At 50.0% G+C, this 14,366-nt stretch carries 13 protein-coding genes; 10 read left to right on the forward strand and 3 right to left on the reverse strand.

Annotated elements, in window-relative coordinates:
- The first annotated feature begins 6 nt into the window (after nucleotides 1-6).
- Nucleotides 7-795, forward strand: a complete 789-nt coding sequence (locus tag B067_RS0102150) for an aldo/keto reductase (protein ID WP_019528406.1) — start codon at nucleotides 7-9, stop codon at nucleotides 793-795.
- On the opposite strand, the gene B067_RS0102155 is transcribed toward B067_RS0102150, so the two are convergent.
- Nucleotides 792-1,943 carry a PilT/PilU family type 4a pilus ATPase gene (locus B067_RS0102155; RefSeq protein ID WP_019528407.1) on the reverse strand — a complete coding sequence of 384 codons (1,152 nt, stop codon included), beginning with the start codon at nucleotides 1,941-1,943 and terminating at the stop codon, nucleotides 792-794. The genes B067_RS0102150 and B067_RS0102155 overlap by 4 nt on opposite strands.
- A gap of 60 nt (nucleotides 1,944-2,003) precedes the next feature.
- On the reverse strand, nucleotides 2,004-3,038 hold the full coding sequence (locus B067_RS0102160) for a type IV pilus twitching motility protein PilT (RefSeq protein WP_019528408.1): 1,035 nt from the start codon (nucleotides 3,036-3,038) through the stop codon (nucleotides 2,004-2,006).
- 144 nt (nucleotides 3,039-3,182) lie between these two features.
- Here B067_RS0102160 and B067_RS0102165 point away from each other — a divergent pair, with 144 nt between their 5' ends.
- The 8 genes from B067_RS0102165 to B067_RS19455 all read left to right on the forward strand — a co-directional run bounded on the left by B067_RS0102165 (nucleotide 3,183) and on the right by B067_RS19455 (nucleotide 11,668).
- Nucleotides 3,183-3,881 carry a YggS family pyridoxal phosphate-dependent enzyme gene (locus tag B067_RS0102165; protein ID WP_019528409.1) on the forward strand — a complete coding sequence of 233 codons (699 nt, stop codon included), beginning with the start codon at nucleotides 3,183-3,185 and terminating at the stop codon, nucleotides 3,879-3,881.
- A gap of 114 nt (nucleotides 3,882-3,995) precedes the next feature.
- A complete protein-coding gene (proC, locus tag B067_RS0102170; protein ID WP_019528410.1) occupies nucleotides 3,996-4,823 on the forward strand; it encodes a pyrroline-5-carboxylate reductase in 828 nt (275 codons plus the stop codon).
- Nucleotides 4,824-5,064: 241 nt separating this feature from the next.
- On the forward strand, nucleotides 5,065-5,652 hold the full coding sequence (locus tag B067_RS0102175) for a YggT family protein (RefSeq protein ID WP_019528411.1): 588 nt from the start codon (nucleotides 5,065-5,067) through the stop codon (nucleotides 5,650-5,652).
- 250 nt (nucleotides 5,653-5,902) lie between these two features.
- Nucleotides 5,903-7,234, forward strand: a complete 1,332-nt coding sequence (locus B067_RS0102180; RefSeq protein ID WP_019528412.1) for a KamA family radical SAM protein — start codon at nucleotides 5,903-5,905, stop codon at nucleotides 7,232-7,234.
- Nucleotides 7,231-8,265: a D-alanine--D-alanine ligase family protein gene (locus B067_RS0102185; protein ID WP_019528413.1), complete on the forward strand. Its 1,035-nt coding sequence runs from the start codon at nucleotides 7,231-7,233 to the stop codon at nucleotides 8,263-8,265. The genes B067_RS0102180 and B067_RS0102185 overlap by 4 nt, the downstream gene beginning before the upstream one ends.
- A complete protein-coding gene (locus B067_RS19450; RefSeq protein WP_019528414.1) occupies nucleotides 8,265-9,281 on the forward strand; it encodes a D-alanine--D-alanine ligase family protein in 1,017 nt (338 codons plus the stop codon). Before B067_RS0102185 ends, B067_RS19450 begins: the two co-directional genes overlap by 1 nt.
- A 2-nt stretch (nucleotides 9,282-9,283) precedes the next feature.
- A complete protein-coding gene (locus B067_RS0102195) occupies nucleotides 9,284-11,017 on the forward strand; it encodes a histone deacetylase family protein (protein ID WP_019528415.1) in 1,734 nt (577 codons plus the stop codon).
- Between the two features lie 129 nt (nucleotides 11,018-11,146).
- Nucleotides 11,147-11,668, forward strand: coding sequence for a GNAT family N-acetyltransferase (locus tag B067_RS19455; RefSeq protein WP_019528416.1), 522 nt, complete (start codon nucleotides 11,147-11,149; stop codon nucleotides 11,666-11,668).
- A gap of 26 nt (nucleotides 11,669-11,694) precedes the next feature.
- On the opposite strand, the gene B067_RS19460 is transcribed toward B067_RS19455, so the two are convergent.
- Nucleotides 11,695-12,687, reverse strand: a complete 993-nt coding sequence (locus B067_RS19460) for a LysR family transcriptional regulator (RefSeq protein ID WP_019528417.1) — start codon at nucleotides 12,685-12,687, stop codon at nucleotides 11,695-11,697.
- A 226-nt stretch (nucleotides 12,688-12,913) separates the two neighbouring features.
- Between B067_RS19460 and B067_RS0102210 the strand changes: the two genes are divergently transcribed.
- A complete protein-coding gene (locus tag B067_RS0102210) occupies nucleotides 12,914-14,329 on the forward strand; it encodes an aspartate aminotransferase family protein (RefSeq protein ID WP_019528418.1) in 1,416 nt (471 codons plus the stop codon).
- The last annotated feature ends 37 nt before the right edge of the window (nucleotides 14,330-14,366 follow it).

The following is a 14,366-nucleotide window of genomic DNA, read 5'->3' on the forward strand; positions in this document are numbered from 1 at the left end:
GCTGATATGCAAACACGAAATTTTGGCAGTACTGATATAGCGGTTAGCCCGCTGGGCTTAGGCACGGTAAAACTGGGTCGCGATGTAGGGGTTAAATATCCCGAGGCCTTTACCATACCCGACGACAAAACCGCGGCTGAATTACTTGCCTTGGCCAAAGACTTGGGCATCAATTTAATCGACACCGCCCCCGCCTATGGCAATAGCGAGCAACGCCTAGGCCCCTTATTAACAGGCCAGCGCAACAACTGGGTTATTTGCTCAAAAGTAGGGGAGGAGTTTGACAACAGCGAGTCGCGTTTTGACTTTAGCGCCAAACATACCCGCTTTAGCATAGAGCGTAGCCTTAAACGACTAAACACCGACTGGATAGATATTGTCTTAGTGCACTCGGACGGTAACGACCTAGATGTCATTGAGCACTGTGGCGCCCTAGAAGAGTTAGAAAAACTAAAAGATAGAGGTCTAATACGCGCCTTTGGCGTGTCCACTAAAACCGTAGAGGGCGGCTTATTAGCCGCTAAACAAACCGATGCGGTGATGGCCACCTACAACCTAAGCTATCAAGATGAACAGCCTGTTATTGATTACTGCCGAAGCCACAACAAAGGTTTATTAATTAAAAAGGCCTTTGCCAGCGGCCATTTTCGTCAGGAAGGTGAAGATCCGGTGCAGCAATCTATGGATTTTATTTTTTCGCAGCCTGGGGTTAGCAGTGCCATAGTCGGCACCATTAACCCGCAGCATTTAATCGCCAATGTTGCGGCAGTGAAAAAAGCGCTGGCAAAAAGTTAGCGCTTATATCCCTTACCAAAATCATCGGGGTCATCTTCTTCCAAGCTTAAGCCACCGGCCATGCTTTCGAGTTTTTCTGGCGTAGCATCATCACCTAACTTAATCATTAGACGTAAATCATTGCCCGAATCGGCATGCGCCAAGGCGTCTTCATAGGTGATTTCGCCCGTCTTATACAACTCATACAAAGCCTGATCAAAGGTTTGCATACCCTGCTCGTTAGACTTAGCCATTAGCGACTTCAACTCATGCACTTCGCCTTTGCGTATCATATCCTGTGCCAGCGGCGAATTAATTAACACCTCCACACAGGCGCGACGGCCTTTGCCATCGGGGGTGGGTATTAATTGCTGGGCGACAATAGCGCGCATGTTTAGGGATAAATCCATCCACATTTGGCCATGCCTATCGGCAGGGAAAAAATGCATAATTCTATCCAACGCTTGGTTGGCATTATTGGCGTGCAAGGTACATAGGCACAGGTGACCTGTTTCGGCAAAGGCTATAGCGTGTTCCATGGTTTCACGGGTGCGCACCTCGCCTATCATAATGACATCGGGAGCCTGCCTAAGCATATTTTTAAGGCCCACTTCAAAACTATCGGTATCGATACCCACTTCCCGCTGGGTCACTATGCAGCCCTGGTGCTGGTGTATATATTCAATGGGATCTTCCACTGAAATAATATGACCCTTAGAATTTTTATTGCGGTGGCCTATCATAGCCGCCAGCGAGGTAGACTTACCTGAACCGGTAGCGCCCACAAAAACAACCAGCCCGCGTTTAGTCATGGCTAAATCTTTAACTATATCGGGCAAACCTAAATCATCCACTTTCGGAATATTGGTTTCTATGCGCCGCAACACCATACCCGCCAAGTTGCGCTGGTAAAACGCACTCACCCGAAAACGGCCTATGCCGCGGGCACTAATCGCAAAGTTACATTCTTTTTCACGCACAAAATCACGGCGCTGGGTTTCATTCATAATACCCATCACCGTTTCACGGGTTTTTTCTGGGCTTAACGGGGTTGTGGTGACAGGCACCACTTTGCCATTAACTTTTATAGAGGGAGGTACACCAGCGGTAATAAATAAATCCGATGCGCCTTTCTCAACCATAATGGTTAATAACTTATCAATTTCCACACCACTCTCCTACATAAGCTTTAAGGCAATACCTAGCGGCTTATTATTGTGTTTTTTATGCTAGAAATTTTCCGGGAAACGTGCTTTTTCACGGGCGATGTCACGGCTAATTAAACGCTTATCAATTAAATCCGCTAAACACTGATCTATGGTTTGCATTCCGACGCTGGCACCGGTTTGTATGGCCGAATACATTTGCGCCACTTTATCTTCACGTATCAAATTACGTATGGCTGGCGTGCCTATCATGATTTCGTGGGCTGCGATCCGACCACCGCCGGTCTTTTTCAATAAGGTTTGCGAAATAACCGACTGCAAGGACTCCGACAACATGGAACGTATCATCGATTTTTCTTCACCGGGGAATACATCAACAATACGGTCTATGGTTTTTGCTGCCGAGGTGGTGTGCAAGGTACCGAACACCAAGTGACCGGTTTCCGCTGCGGTCATGGCCAGGCGTATGGTTTCCAAATCACGCAATTCGCCTACTAGAATAATATCCGGGTCTTCACGCAGGGCCGAGCGCAGGGCTTCGTTAAAACCATGGGTATCGCGATGCACCTCACGCTGGTTGACCAGGCATTTTTTCGATTCGTGCACAAATTCTATAGGATCTTCAATGGTTAAAATATGCTCGTATTTATTGTCGTTGATAAAATCCATCATCGCCGCCAGCGTAGTGGACTTACCCGAGCCGGTAGGCCCCGTCACCAGCACTAGGCCGCGCGGCACCATGGCCAAATCGCGAAACACCTGGCCCATACCCAACTCCTCCATAGTCAGCACTTTCGAGGGGATGGTACGAAACACCGCACCGCAACCGCGATTATGGTTAAAAGCATTAACACGGAAACGCGCCACACCGGGCACTTCAAACGAGAAATCGGTTTCTAAAAACTCTTCATAATCTTTACGCTGCTTATCGTTCATGATTTCATAAATCAAACTATGAACTTCTTTATGCTCCATGGGGGGCAAGTTAATACGGCGTACATCACCATCTACCCGTATCATGGGTGGCAGACCAGCTGAAAGATGTAAGTCAGACGCGCCCTGTTTGGCACTAAATGCGAGAAGCTCGGTAATATCCATGGATACCCTCAAATATTATTAATTCTATCTACCACATGAATTACAACGTGAATACGGCAGATATTGCGTATAATGTTTTTGTTATCGTTAACGATGACGTCTTTATAACACAGCCACATAATAAAACAGCCCTATGGACCAGCCATGTCGACCACAATAGCGCACAATATAGCAAAGCTACAGCAACGTATCAGTGTAGCAGAACAAAAATACCAACGTGATCACGGTTCGGTAAAACTCATGGCTGTGAGTAAAACCAAGCCCGCGGCGTTAGTCCGCGAGGCCGCTGCTGCAGGTGCCTATCATATAGGCGAAAATTACCTGCAGGAAGCGTTGGGAAAAATCGCCGAGCTCAACGACATAGACCTGTGCTGGCATTTTATAGGGCCTATACAGTCCAATAAAACCCGCCCCATCGCCGAGCACTTTGACTGGGTACACGGTGTCGACCGCCTGAAGATTGCCAGCCGCCTCAGCGAGCAGCGCCCGCTGTCACTACCGCCTTTAAATATCTGCCTGCAAGTTAACGTCAACGACGAAGCCAGCAAAAGCGGCGTCAGCTTAGCGGAATTGCCGGCACTGGCGCTGGCAGTAGCTAACTTGCCACAGCTACAGCTGCGCGGCCTCATGGCTATACCTAAGGCCAGCAGCGATGAACAAGAGCAGCGCCGCAACTTTGCCCAGGTCGCCAGCGTCTTTAAAACCCTGCAAAACCAGTTGCCGCAACTAGACACGCTATCCATGGGTATGTCTGGCGATATGGATGCCGCCATCGCCGAGGGCAGCACTATCGTGCGCATAGGCACTGATATATTTGGTGCCAGAGCCACGCCGCTCGCCTAAGCTCGGCTTGTTATTGCTATACTCGCCCCCACTACTAAACATTGACCGTTATTAGGCTTCATCAACCTTAGCATTCACCACAATGAGTCTTAACAAACAAAGGGAGTACCGACCTTGGCCCACCCCATCATCGCCTTTATAGGCGCCGGTAATATGTCATCCACCATTATTGGTGGCTTAGTGGCCAAGGGTTACCCGCCCACTAACATTATCGCCACCGCCACCCGTCAGGCCAGTTTGGATAAACTGCTAGCCCTAGTACCGGTCACCACCACCCTAGATAATGAAGCCGCCATCGCTAAAGCCGATGTCGTGGTATTGGGCGTGAAGCCACAGGCGATGAAAAGCGTATGCCTACAATTGGCCCCCGCCATACAAGCCAAACAGCCACTGGTGATTTCATTAGCGGCCGGGCTAATGATAGCAAGCTTCGAAGACTGGCTAGGCGCAGGCTTAGCCATTGTGCGCTGCATGCCTAACACGCCTTCACTGGTGCAATGTGGTGCCAGCGGCCTGTTTGCTAATGCGGCAGTAACAGATGCCCAAAAAACCATGGCTACTGACATGATGCAAGCGGTAGGCATTACCCTGTGGGTTGATGCCGAAGAAGAGATTAACGCCGTTACCGCCGTTTCGGGCAGCGGTCCGGCCTATTACTTTTTAGTGATGGAGGCGATGCAAGCGGCTGGTGAGCAACTAGGGCTAAGCCCAAATGCGGCCAAGCAACTAACCTTGCAAACCGCTTTAGGTGCCGCCACTATGGCCAGCCAAAGCGATGTCGCTGCCGGCGAATTACGCCGTCGTGTCACCTCACCCGGCGGCACCACCGAACAAGCCATACTCAGCCTGCAAGCCGATGGCCTAGAGGCCATGTTTGCCAAAGCCATGACAGCCTGTCGCGACCGCGCTAAAGTTATGGCCAAAGAAATGGCTGGGGAATAGCCAAGCTGTGCTTGGCTAGCGGTAAGCTTCAAGTGGCAAGCCGCAAGATAAAAAGACAAACTTTAATAAACTTGCCGCTTACAACTTGCGGCTTATAGCTGGTTAATAGCCAAACGTTGTTTGGCTAGCGGTAAGCTTTAAGCTACAAGCCGTAAGATAACAATACTGACCTTTTAAACTTGCCGCTTACAGCTTGCGGCTTACAACTGGTCGCCACAGGCGACCCTTATATGGAGCACACATGGGCGCGATGACCGAAATTGGCAACTTGCTAATACACACCGTCTTTAACCTATTTATCATTGCGGTATTACTGCGCTTATTACTGCAATTTTCTCGCGCCGATTTTTACAATCCGGTGTCGCAATTTTTAGTCAAAGTCACCAAGCCTTTTCTACAGCCCCTGCGGCGTATTATTCCCGGCTTTTTAGGGATAGACATGTCCGCGATAGTATTGGCCATCGCCGCCCAAATGTTGGCCATTACCTTGCTGCTGTTTATGCATGGTCACGGCTTTGCCAACCCTCTTTATTTAGTGATGTGGTCAATACTAGGCTGCTTAGGAGTGGTGATTAATATTTATTTTTTCGCCATCTTAGCGGTGATTATTTTGAGTTGGGTTAGCCCCGGCAGCTACAACCCCTTTGTGCTACTGCTCAATCAAATAACCGAGCCAGTGATGACCCCCTTCCGCAAAATGCTACCTAACATGGGCGGCTTGGACCTGTCCCCCATCTTGGTATTTTTGAGTATTAATGTACTGCAGATTGTTTTAAAACATCTGGCCGCCGCCACAATGATGCCGGTGGGTTTGGTTATAGGGATATAACTGTTCGTCTTAATACTCGTAGCTTGGCAGCAAGCTAGTTGCTTGCAAGACACCTTGCTTCCATATCACGACAAAGTCGAGACTTGCGTTTATCACCCAATAATTATTTACCCCATTGCGAAAATAAAGTTTGACAACAAATTCGCATAAGAATATATAGTCGCTCCATTACAGCTTAACTGTAATACGCCTCGAAGGGCCGAGACGTTTTAGCTTGCGCAGGTCGCCCATCTGCTATTAAAGAGTTGAAATGGACCAAATCATCCGCGACGAGGAGCCTCCTAGCTCGGCTACAGCCATGCTTGCCACGCCCTCAGCTATTTCTTTAGTTGATCTTCACCCCCAAGCCTTCCCTGCGAGCTCGCCGCAGATACACATTGTTCACAAGCCTCGCAGCCGCAAGTTTCGTATTTCGAAAACCTCGGCCGATTTTTTACGCCGTTTTTACCCGCAAGCCAGTTCACAAGACTGGAACGATTGGCGTTGGCAAAATCGCAACCGCGTGCGCAGCCTGCAAGACTTAGAGCGTATCGTTAGCTTATCCGATGATGAACGCGAAGCCATAGTACGCCACCAAGGTGCCCTACCCGTAGGCATCACCCCTTACTATGCCTCACTCATGGACAGCCAAGACACCAGCCAAGGTTTGCGCCGCACGGTTATTCCTGTGCTCAGCGAATATGAAACCGTAGCCGGTGAAAATAATGATCCTCTAGGTGAAGATCACCACAGCCCCGTTCCCGGCTTAGTTCATCGCTACCCCGATAGAGTTTTATTATTGGTTACCAACTTTTGCTCAGTGTATTGCCGCTACTGTACCCGTGCCCGCATGGTGGGTTCGGCCGGCGAACGCAGTGTGAAAAAATCCGATATAGAAGGCGCCTTTGATTACATCAGACAGCACACAGAAATTCGCGACGTATTAATTTCTGGTGGTGACCCACTTAGCTTGGACGATGAAAAGCTGGAATACGTGTTGCGCAACTTGCGGGCCATACCCCATGTCGAATTTATTCGCATTGGCAGCAAGCAGCCCGTGGTGCAACCCATGCGTATTACCAGCGAACTCACTCGCATGCTAAAACGCTACCACCCCTTGTGGATGAGTTTGCATTTTACCCATCCCGACGAACTCACCCCCGAGGTAGTAGAAGCTTGTGGTCGCTTAGCTGATGCTGGCATACCGCTGGGTAGCCAAACGGTATTGTTAAAAGGTGTTAACGATGATGTAAACACCATGACTACATTAATGCACGGCTTGCTAAAGGCGCGGGTAAAACCCTACTACTTATACCAATGCGATCCTATTTCGGGTTCGGCGCATTTTCGTACGCCAGTGTCTGCCGGCGTGGAATTAATTCGTGCCATGCGCGGCCACACCACTGGCTATGCCATTCCCACTTTTGTGGTGGATGCACCTAATGGCGGCGGTAAGATTCCTATCTCCCCCGACTATGTAGTAGGTTACGAAAACGACGAGCTATTATTAAAAAGCTATGACGGTGGCACCTATCGCTACCCCGATAGTGGCCCGCATTTACCGTTGGCACACACTAGCGCCGTTAAGGAGAGCTGTTCATGAACAACACTATGAACGCTACGCCTATACGCCTAGGTTTAACCTACGATTTGCGCGACGACTATTTAAAAATGGGTTACAGCGAATTAGAAACCGCCGAAATGGATCAGGCCAGCACTATAGAAAGCCTGAGCTATACCCTCAGCCAACTGGGCTATGCGGTAGATCCCATAGGTCACGTTAAGCAATTAGCTACGCGCTTAGTGGCGGGTGATCGTTGGGACATGGTGTTTAATATTTGCGAAGGCATGCACGGCATAGGCCGCGAAGCACAGGTACCCGCCTTGCTAGACGCCTATCAAATACCCCATGTATTTTCCGACACCTTGGTGTGTGCGCTCACCTTGCATAAAGGCATGACTAAAGATGTGGTGCGCGCTGCTAGCGTGCCCACCCCCGACTATGTCGTCGTACACAGCTTGGCCGATTTAGAAAAAATAGACCTTAGCTACCCGCTATTTGCTAAACCCGTGGCCGAAGGCACCGGTAAAGGCGTTAGCGCCGATTCTAAAATTTTAAACGCTAAGCAATTGCAACGGGTGTGCAAAAAGTTGTTAAAGCAATTTCAGCAGCCGGTTTTAGTCGAACGTTTTTTACCCGGTAGAGAATTCACCGTGGGTATAGTCGGCAGTGGCGCAGATGCGCAGGCTGTAGGCGCCATGGAAATTCAATTACAGGCCGGTGCCGATTGCGAAGTCTATTCTTTTCACAATAAAGAAAACTGGCAGCAGTTAGTGCGCTATCAATTACTAGAAGCTGGTCCCTTGCGCGCCGAAGCGGAAGCGGTTGCCTTGGCTGCTTGGCGCGCCTTAGGTTGCCGCGATGGTGGCCGTATAGATGTACGCGCCGATGATAATGGCCGGGTTAATTTTATCGAGGTAAACCCCTTGGCAGGCATACACCCCACCTATTCTGATTTGCCTATAATGAATGCCATGGCGGGTAACAGCTATGAGCATTTGCTAAGCCGCATTATGCAATCAGCGCTGCAACGCTTAGTAAAAACACACCCCGCTAAAGCCGCGGCCGCCTAATGAAAACACAATCCTTATCACTGCTGCTATTGCATGAAGCCATAGCAGCAGATGCCCGCAGTGATGAATTAGACACCCTCAAGCAAGCTGAGCAAATTGCCGCGGCCGCCAGCCAATTAGGCTGGCAGTTGCAAATTCTAAGTACCAATTTAAATTTGGAAAACACCGCCACCCAGATAAAAAAACAGCAGCCCGACTGCGTGTTCAATTTGGTAGAGTCACTGGCAGGCCAAGGCAAAATGATACACAGCATACCAGCGCTGCTCAGCCAATTGGCTGTCCCCTATACCGGGGTTAGTGCCGACGCTATGTATTTAAGTTCTCATAAACGCCTGGCAAAAAAAGTGATGCAATATCATCACATAGACAGCGCCGAAAGTTTTGACTTAAACGGCCCCCTACCCGTAAGCAAAGGGCCGTGGATAGTGAAATCGCTATGGGAACATGCCTCTTTTGGTATGGACGATGGTTGCGTGGTTAGTAACAGTGCAGCAGCCCTGCAACGCATACGCGATAGCCAACAACGTTTAGGCGGCGAGTGGTTTGCCGAGCGCTATATCACTGGCCGGGAATTTAACGTGTCGGTATTAGAAGTTAACGGTCAACCGCAGGTGTTACCCATCGCGGAAATGTGCTTTATCGACTACCCGCAGGGCAAACCCAAAATAGTGAGCTATGCCGCCAAATGGGATGAGGACAGCATCGACTATCAATCCACCCAGCGTCATTTTCCCACGCTAAGCCCCGCCCTGAGCGCCGTTATCCACCGGCAGGTTTTGCAGTGCTGGCAGGCTTTTGGCCTTAGCGGCTACGCCCGCGTCGATATACGCTGCGACGAGCATGAGCAACCCTGGGTGTTAGAAGTTAATGCCAATCCCTGTTTGACTATGGATGCCGGCTTTGCCGCTGCCGCTGCGCAGGCGGACATTAGCTACCAGCAAGTTATTAAACACATCGTGCTGGCGGCATTGGCCAATAGCGTTGCACAACCAGCGTCTATAGCCGTGGCATCATAAGCATGTTTCGCATACATAAAATTTACGACGTTAACACCGCCACCAATCAACAGTTGCTCAGCCAAGTGCAGGCCATGCTGCGCATACAGTTTAATGAGCTCAGTGAAAAAGATATAGCCAAGCTGCCAGCACAGTTAGCCAACCCACTAAAATATCGTTTTCACACGTCATTATTAGTCGCCGAAGATGGCCACGCCAAAGTGCGCGGTTTCGCCCTGCTATTACACGCCCCCGATTTACAGTTTTGTTTTTTAGATTATATCTGTGCCGGCCGCGGCGAAACTGGCGGCGGTATAGGTGGCGCATTATATGAGCGGGTGCGAGAAGAAGCTTTTCAACTGAATGTGTTGGGGCTGTTTATGGAGTGCCTGCCCGACGATCCGGCGCTGTCACCCAACCCCGACACACGCAAACAAAACATAGCTCGCTTACGTTTTTATGAACGCTACGGTGCTAGGCCCATCGCTAACACCGCCTATGAAACGCCGGTGAGTGATAAAGACAGCGACCCGCCGTATTTAGTATTTGATAACTTAGGCCAGAAAGATAAACCCTTAGCACGGGATGCCGCACAAGCCATAGTTCGCGCCATTTTAGAACGTAAATATGCCAAGCTATGTCCGCCCGCATATATAGATACGGTGGTGACGTCTATTAACGACGACCCCTTACAATTGCGCGCGCCACGCTACCACAAAAAAAGTAGTGTTAGCAGCAGCCAACCCCACAAACATAAAATCGCCTTAATTATTAATGATGGCCACGACATACATCATATTAAAGAGCGTGGCTATGTAGAATCCCCCGTGCGTATTAAGTCTATAAGCAAAGAGCTGGCGCGTACCGATTTATTTGAAACTATCGCCGCTAAAAAATATAGCCAAAGCCATATAGAGCAAGTGCACGACCCCGAGTTTGTCAGTTATTTACGCAAGGCCTGCGCCGCCATTCCCGAAGGGGAGTCGGTATACCCCTATGTGTTTCCGCTGCGCAATCGCGCCAGGCCACCGCAAGACTTACCTTTGCGTGCCGGCTATTACTGCATAGATACGTTTACTCCGCTCAATGCCAATGCCTATAAAGCGGCTAGAGCCGCGGTGGATTGCGCCATGACCGGCGCCGACTGTTTGCTAGACGGCAAGCCTATCGCCTACGCGCTGGTGCGGCCACCGGGCCATCATGCTGAACGGCAATCTTTCGGCGGTTTTTGTTATTTTAATTCTGCCGCCGTAGCCGCCCATCACCTTAGCCTGCACGGCAAGGTGGCGCTATTGGATATTGATTACCATCACGGCAATGGCCATCAGGATATTTTTTATCAACGTGCTGATGTCTACACACTGTCACTGCACGGCCACCCTCGTTATTCCTACCCGTACTTTTCCGGTTTTGAAGATGAAAAAGGTGAAGGCTTGGGCAAAGGTTATAACCGCAATTATCCGCTGCCGGAAAACTTAGATGGCCCGCAGTATCAAAAAACCTTACAGCTAGCTTTGCATAAGCTGAATGCATACCAGCCCAAATTTTTGGTATTGTCGCTGGGGCTGGATACCGCCAAGGGCGACCCTACCGGCTCCTTTCAATTAATGGCTGAAGACTTTCACCGCAACGGTGAATTAATAGGCGCACTGAAACTACCCACCTTAGTGATACAGGAAGGCGGTTATAAAACCCAAACCCTAGGCATTAATGCGCGGCATTTTTTTAGTGGTTTATGGCAGGGCATGTCTGCTTAAGGATTTTGTATTAATACCGTAATAACAGGCACCGAAATAATAGGGGCCGTAACAACAGGCACAGTAATAACAGCCAGTCATTCATGGCGAACAACACCCAGCCTTAACGACATCAACGCCGTACCGCAATTGCTTACTGCTAGCGGATTTTTTTCGCCACAGGAAATTGCCATAGCGCTGGAGCTGATAGAGCAAACTCTGCAGCAAGGCAGCGACAGTGGCTACGCTTTTTTATTTGCCGATGAGCCGACTAACCCCGGCCAACTGCAAGGCTATAGTTGCTACGGGCCTATACCGGCCACGGTGAATAGCTTTGACTTGTACTGGATAGCGGTAGCGCCGCAGCAACAAGGCCAAGGCCTGGGTAAAAAACTTTTACAGAGCACCGAAGCCTGCGTACTAGCAGCGGGTGGCGAGCAATTATTAATAGAAACCTCTGGCCGCGAACTATACCTACCCACACGTCGTTTTTATCAAGCTATGGGCTATCATATTAGCCAGCAGCTACAGCATGGCTATGGGCCGGGTGACGACAAGATCACTTATAGTAAATATTTTCAAAATATTGATACTGGCAACTTAGCCGCCATCAATAAGGGAGTAGATGTGACGGCGCAGAGTATGTGCCACGCTCAAAATCAGCCTGGCTAACAGGCATGATTAAAAATGCAGCTTATTTATGTTTTTAAACTGAGAGTAAAGCGCTGCATTTCTACCCTTAGCCACTCACAAAACAAGCTTACTTCTGGGCTTGCATTTGAAGCTGCATCTGTACTTGCATTTACCGGCTCTTTTTTTACTATACTCACCCAATCATTAGTCACCATACCGACAGCAACTGGCCGCATTAGCTCACCGCTGTTTAAATAAGGCGCAGTAGAAATCGCATCACCCAGCGCTATCCCCTCGCCGGCCACCGCTAGCTTTACGCACAAAGTTTCATCGTGTATGACCGGCCCCGTGCCTTTGCCTTTCTCGTCACAGCCTACTGCCTCAAACCAGCGCGGCCACCAATGATTAGAGCTTTCGTGCAATAGCGTGTATTGGTGCAGCTCGGCCACCTCGTTTAGCGGCTCATCAATTAAACGCGGGCTGCACACCGGATAGTCCACCAATTGAAACAGCGGCTCGCGGCTATAGCCTTCAAAAATTTTCGAGCCTGTGTAAATTTCTACATCCACATCCTGTAAAGGCGCAGCTATACGTAAATTCTGGTTAATGTGTATCTCTAATTTTATTTGTGGATATTGGTCGCGAAACAAACCTATGCGGCCGGTTAACCAATACTCGGCAAAGGCAGGCCCCACGCCAATTTTTAAACTGCGCTGAAAATGTTTTTGGGCCTTACTGGGGAATAATGTTTGGGTGGCATCACTAATACCCTTAAAGGCCGTACTCAAGGACAACAAATAGCTTTGCCCTATATCGGTGAGTTGGGTTTTTCGATTATTACGCTCTAGCAGCTTTACCCCTAAGTAATCTTCCAGCTGGCTAATTTGCCGACTCACCGCCGACTGAGTGACGCATAACTCTTCGGTGGCTTTTTTAAAACTCTGATGCCTCCCCACCGCCTCAAAGGCTTTTAAGGCTTTCAGCGGCGGCAGGTGGTAAGCGCTGTTATTAGGACTGTTGTTAGGATTATTGTTAAGACTATTGCTAGCATCTGACATAGGGGCAGTCTCTCAGGTTATTGCTCAAACGGGCTCTCAGGCCAAAAGCGAATGATGTCTCGCAGCATAAGCGTAAAGCCCTGCCGTCTCAACTGAGCCTGCCAAAAACGCAAACGATAGTTACCTTTATGTCATTTTACCTAGCCAAGTTCAGCCTCTACAGTTAAAGCGACTCTTAACAGCTGACACCCGAACTAACTCACATCAAGCTAACCGCGAGGCGACTATGAGCTACTCCCTACCCGGCCCCAAAGCCGAAGCTATTTTACAACGCGGCAATGCCGTTTTTCGCAGTGGCGGCAATTATCAAAAACGCGTGGCAGCGGCCGTGCAGGCCGGTAAAAGCCAGCGGCCACCGCAAACTATTTTTGCCAAGGCCGAAGGTGATTTTCTCTACGATGTGGATGGCAACCGCTATGTGGACTTTCAAAATGGCTGGGCCTCTAACCCCTGCGGCAATGCCAATCCAGAAGTGATAGAGGCTGTGTATGCCGCCATGAAGCAATACGGCTTTTGCTATGAGCACCCGCTGCGCTATGAGCTGGCGGAAAAACTGCTGCCCATGACCCCCTACGGCCACCACACCCGCCTGAACTATGAGGTGTCTGGCACCGAAGCCGCCGAAGCCGCCATCCATATGGCGCTATGCGCTAGAAAGGCGCGCTTTATTATCTCCTTTGATAAATGCTTTCACGGCATGGGCATGGGCACCAAACTGGTCAGCGGCTATAGCTCAGAATCCACCCGCTATATGGAAGCTTGGAAAGGCGGGGTGCTAAAAGCCCCCTTCCCCTCAGCCTATGACGCGCCAGCAGATATGGATATAGAGCAGTATGTAGACTACTGCCTGTGGCATTTAGAAACACGCATACCCAGCTATGACGTACCCGCCGATCTAATCGCTGGCGTTATTATAGAGCCGGGCCTGGCCGAGGGTGGCAACTGGCTACCCCCCAAACGCTTTATGCAGGGGGTTAAGCGCATTTGCGAAAAATTCGGCTGGCTGTTTATTTGCGATGAAGTGCTCACAGGCCTAGGCCGTACCGGTAAAACTTGGGGCATAGAGCACTTTGATATCAAGCCCGACATCTTGGTGATAGGCAAAAATATCACCGGCGGTATAGAGCCTATCGCCGTGGTCACCGCCACCGAAGAGGTGCTGGGCGACAACACCTATTCCAGCTCGGGCAGCACCTATGCCGGTACCCCCGCCGGCTGCGCCGCAGCGCTGAAAACGCTAGAGATCTATGAGCGTGATCAAGTCGTCGCACAGGCCGCGCACTTGGCTGAGGTTGCCGCCAAGCGTATGGCCCTGTGGCCAGAAATGTTTGCTATCGTAGGCGAGGTGCGCAATTTAGGTATGCTGATGTCTGCCCACATCGTCGACCCCAACACCGGCGAGGCCAGCGTCAACTGGGGCATGAGTGTAGGTGACGAGGCCCTGCGCCGCGGTGCCTTTGTGGTTAACGACCACGAAAACACCATACGCCTCTACCCCTCGCTCACTATGCGGGAGGAGACACTGCTAGAAGGTTTAGGCTTAATAGAAGAGGCCATACGCCATGTTGAGCAGCAGGGGCCATTAGGACAAGATGACGATGTCTACTACCCTCACTACTACACCGGCTTTACTGGCTATTAAACGCTACGCCAGCTTATACGTGTAGCAGGCGGTGGCG

It is taken from the genome of Dasania marina DSM 21967, from assembly GCF_000373485.1.
Taxonomy (GTDB): Bacteria; Pseudomonadota; Gammaproteobacteria; order Pseudomonadales; family Dasaniaceae; genus Dasania; species Dasania marina.

Bases quoted from the DNA above. Each gene is read 5' to 3' on its own strand.
- B067_RS0102150 (WP_019528406.1), top strand. From the start codon at position 7: ATGCAAACACGAAATTTTGGCAGTACTGATATAGCGGTTAGCCCGCTG.
- B067_RS0102160 (WP_019528408.1), bottom strand. From the start codon at position 3,038: ATGGATATTACCGAGCTTCTCGCATTTAGTGCCAAACAGGGCGCGTCT.
- B067_RS0102165 (WP_019528409.1), top strand. From the start codon at position 3,183: ATGTCGACCACAATAGCGCACAATATAGCAAAGCTACAGCAACGTATC.
- B067_RS0102175 (WP_019528411.1), top strand. From the start codon at position 5,065: ATGGGCGCGATGACCGAAATTGGCAACTTGCTAATACACACCGTCTTT.
- B067_RS0102180 (WP_019528412.1), top strand. From the start codon at position 5,903: ATGGACCAAATCATCCGCGACGAGGAGCCTCCTAGCTCGGCTACAGCC.
- B067_RS0102185 (WP_019528413.1), top strand. From the start codon at position 7,231: ATGAACAACACTATGAACGCTACGCCTATACGCCTAGGTTTAACCTAC.
- B067_RS19450 (WP_019528414.1), top strand. From the start codon at position 8,265: ATGAAAACACAATCCTTATCACTGCTGCTATTGCATGAAGCCATAGCA.
- B067_RS0102195 (WP_019528415.1), top strand. From the start codon at position 9,284: ATGTTTCGCATACATAAAATTTACGACGTTAACACCGCCACCAATCAA.
- B067_RS19460 (WP_019528417.1), bottom strand. From the start codon at position 12,687: ATGTCAGATGCTAGCAATAGTCTTAACAATAATCCTAACAACAGTCCT.
- B067_RS0102210 (WP_019528418.1), top strand. From the start codon at position 12,914: ATGAGCTACTCCCTACCCGGCCCCAAAGCCGAAGCTATTTTACAACGC.